The organism is Mycobacterium sp. UM_Kg1, assembly GCF_000972925.1.
In the GTDB taxonomy this organism is placed as follows: Bacteria; Actinomycetota; Actinomycetes; order Mycobacteriales; family Mycobacteriaceae; genus Mycobacterium; species Mycobacterium hiberniae.
The window spans coordinates 1-2,855 of record NZ_JRMK01000260.1 but is presented as its reverse complement, the minus strand read 5'-3'; the positions used below and the strand labels follow the sequence as shown (position 1 = coordinate 2,855).

At 70.2% G+C, this 2,855-nt stretch carries 3 protein-coding genes and 1 riboswitch; of the genes, 1 reads left to right on the top strand and 2 read right to left on the bottom strand.

Annotated elements, in window-relative coordinates:
* The coding region (locus LI92_RS20770) for a glycosyltransferase (protein ID WP_286135212.1) at window positions 1–465 on the bottom strand (465 nt) is incomplete at its 3' end.
* 102 nt (window positions 466–567) lie between these two features.
* Window positions 568–708, top strand: a riboswitch (cobalamin riboswitch).
* A 30-nt stretch (window positions 709–738) separates the two neighbouring features.
* On the opposite strand from LI92_RS20770, the gene LI92_RS20765 reads away from it, so the two are divergent.
* Entirely contained in the window at window positions 739–2,337 is a 1,599-nt protein-coding gene (locus LI92_RS20765) for a PPE domain-containing protein (protein ID WP_046322263.1), read from the top strand.
* Between the two features lie 28 nt (window positions 2,338–2,365).
* Here LI92_RS20765 and LI92_RS20760 read toward each other — a convergent pair.
* A partial coding sequence (locus tag LI92_RS20760) for a (2Fe-2S)-binding protein (protein ID WP_046322261.1) occupies window positions 2,366–2,855 on the bottom strand: 490 nt, incomplete at its 5' end.

Sequence of the window (2,855 nt, the reverse complement as noted above, 5' to 3'; positions counted from 1 at the left end):
GATGACGTGGTCTTCATCGCATTCGACGTACTCGTGAACCACACCGACGTAGCGCACCGGCAGCCCATCGCGGAACAACTGCGGGCGCCAGCCTCTGACGGCTTCCTGCCGGATCCGGATCTCGTAGATGTCGGCGTCGAGGCCGGTGAAATCCGGTGTGCCCACAATCGTGTCGTCGGCGTCGATCACCAAGATATAGTCGCAGCGACCCTGGGCCAGGGTCAGTGCCTCGGTGCGGTTGTGCCCGAAGTTGCGCCAGGGCCGTTCGTAGAGCTCGCCGGGGATGCCCAGGGCCGCCATGTGCTCGCGGATCACCTGCTGGGTTCCGTCCTGCGAGCCGGTGTCGACGATCACCCACGCGCTGATGTAGGGCGCGGTGGCGCTCAGCACCTCCTCAATGACGTGGGCTTCGTCTCGTACGATCATGTTCAGGCAGATCGTGGGGGTGTTCACCGGGTCGGACACGGTCGGCAGATTACCCGGTGCCCCGGCGGGGCCGCGGGACAGTTCACGCGGGTCGCCGATCGCGCCTGCCACCGGCGTCCGGATCATGTTTGGCTTTGGCCGGGCCCGTCGGCGTGCGACAATGCACCGGTCAGGCGATGACGAGATAGGAATCCGGTGCGAATCCGGAGCGGTCCCGCCACTGTGATCGGGGAGTCACTCACCCCGAGAGCCAGACCCACTCGTCGTTGCATCCTGCTATTCCGGGCGGGCAACCCGAGAGAGCTGGCCAACGTGACTGCGCCGATCTGGATCGCGTCTCCTCCTGAAGTCCATTCCACCTTGCTGTCGGCAGGTCCCGGTGCGGGTCCACTGTCGGCGTCGGCGTCGGCGTGGAGTGCGTTGAGCGCCGAATACGGCGCTGTCGCCGACGAGCTGACGGCGCTGCTGGCCGAGGTGCAGGCCGGTGCGTGGCAGGGACCGAGCGCCGAGGCGTACGTGGCGGCGAACGTTCCCTACCTGGCGTGGCTGCTGCAGGCCGGCTTCGACAGCGCCGTCAACGCTGTCGCGCACCAGGCCGCGGCAAGCGCCTACGGTGCCGCGCTGGCCGCCATGCCGACGCTGGCCGAGCTCGCGGCCAACCACGCCACCCACGCGACGCTGGTGGCCACCAATTTCTTCGGTGTCAACACCATCCCGATCGCGATCAACGAGGCCGACTACGGCCGGATGTGGCTGCAGGCCGCCACGGTGATGGCCACGTACCAGGCTGTGGCCGGGGCAGCGGTGGCCTCGAGCCCGCAGACCCCCGCCGCGCCGCAGATCGCCAAGGCCGCCGACGCCAGCCAGCCGCAGCTGCCACCGGATCGGCAGAACGAGATCATGGAGTGGCTGCAGAACAGCGGCTATGTCGACTTCTACAACAACGTGCTGCAGCCGATGATCAATGAGCTGGCCGCCAACCCGTTCCTGCAGTCGATGTTCGGCGGCTTCAATCCGTGGTTGCCGATCCTGGGCAATCCGCTGAGCTTTCTGAGCCCCTACAACATCGCGTTCGCGATCGGTTACCCGATGGACATCGGCTCGTTCGCCGCCTATCTGTCGCAGACCTTTGCGTTCATCGCCGCCGATATCGCCGCGGCCTTCGCCTCGGGAAATCCCACCACCATCGCCATGACCCTGATGTTCACCGCCGTCGAGGCGGTCGGCACCATCATCACCGATGTGATCGCCCTGCTCAAGACCTTGTTGGAGCAGGCGGTGGTGCTGATCCCGGTGATGCTGCCGATGCTGACCACCATGCTCGCGCCGCTGGCCGCCGCGCCGCTGGCCGGGCTGGCCGGGCTGTCCGGCCTGGCGGCCGTGCCCGGCGTTCCGGTCGCAGTGGCACCGCCCGCGCCGCCGTTCGCCGGTCTCACGGTGGCCCCCACCCCGCCGGCTTCGGCTCTGGTGTCCGCGCCCGCTCCCGCGCCCGCCCCCGCTCCGGTCCCGCCGGCGCCGCCGCCGCCCGGGCCGCCGCCGGCGCCGCCGTTGGCCCCGGTGGACGGCCTGTCCGCGATGTACCTGGTGGCCGGTCTGCGCCAGCAGGCCAGCCGGGCGGCCGGCAGCAGCGCGCGGCGTCGCCGAGCCCCGGAGCCCGACACCGGCGAGGTTGCGGCGCCCGCCGCTGCCGCGGAGGTGCCGGCCAAAGCGCGCCGGCGCCGGCGGGCGAAGCTCGACATGCTCGGCCGCGGCTACGAATACATGGATCTGGAGGATTCCGAGGACGACGCTTCGCCGGGCCCGGTACCGGGCGGGTTGACCGCGTTGACCGGTAATGCCTTGAGCGGCGGCGTGATCACCCCGATGACACCCGGGACCTGGATGAACCAGCAGCAGACCCAGGCGCCCTGAGCAACTCGCCGCTGGTCTTGTGTGTGGCTCAGCGTGGCGGACGAGCCGCCGGGCGGTGGCTCAGCGCGCAGTCGTGACACAGTCCGCCACCGGGCGTGCGGTAGAACAAGCAGCAGCCGGTCCGGCGATAGCCGGTTCCGGGGCCGTCGAAACGCAGTGTCCCGGCAAGGCGTTCGTCGTCGACCAGGCGCCGCGCCAGCTTCCAGCTCAGCTGGTCGGTCAGGGTGCCGCCGTGGTGCCGGTGCAGGGCGTGCGCGGCGCCCAGCGCCGCGGCGGCGGCGTTGCCGAGCAGCAGCCGCTCGGAGATCGGGCCGAGCCGGCGCACCGCGGCCGCCAGCGGTTGCAGGTGGCCCGCCAGGATCTGCTCGCCCAGCAGCGCCGGCAGTGCGGCTTCCCCAGAGCCATGCCACGCCAACGGCTCCGGCAGGTGCAGTTCGATGGTGCCGGCGCATTCGGCGTAACGCAGTCGGCCGGGATCAAGGTCGATCAGCAGCGCGTGTTCGGCCGCGGCGCCCAGT